Raw genomic sequence first — 461 nt, forward strand, 5'->3', positions numbered from 1 at the left:
CCCGCACTGGTTCCCAGCGCGCGGCATGACGCGCATCGTCCCGGGTCGGCCAGCTCATGAACCCGTCGTCGTCGCGCTCGGGCCACAGGCTGATCATGTTGTCCTCGACCAGCCAGCGGCGATTGCCCGCCGCTCGTGCCGCCCGCTCGTCATCGTCGAGCCGTGCCCCCAGGAACTCCACGATGTCCATCGCCATGCACTCAGTCTTCCTGGCTGCGACTCGGCGGGCGCGGCAGTTGAGCCGGAACGCGGCGCCAGCAAGGTCGCGGATCCGGTCGTTGTCGAGGCCTGCGAGCGCGACGTCAGCGGCGGCATAGTCCTCGTCCAGGACCGCGACGAGGGCGTCGGTGAGCTTGGCGACATCGCGGAGCGCGACGGCGCGGACGAGGCTGTCCACGGGGGCGTCGGCAGGCTGGTCGGTCATCGGTTGGTCCCTTCGGGCCGGACGAGCAGGGGGGCGA

The 461-nt window shown here is 71.1% G+C and carries 1 protein-coding gene; it reads right to left on the reverse strand.

The window, feature by feature from the left end; genetic code table 11:
- Window positions 1-424, reverse strand: a 424-nt coding sequence (locus amrb99_RS49175; RefSeq protein WP_206700424.1) for a DUF6221 family protein, incomplete at its 3' end; no start/stop codon positions are given.
- Window positions 425-461 lie beyond the last annotated feature (37 nt).

The organism is Actinomadura sp. RB99 (assembly GCF_014706005.1).
Taxonomy (GTDB): Bacteria; Actinomycetota; Actinomycetes; order Streptosporangiales; family Streptosporangiaceae; genus Spirillospora.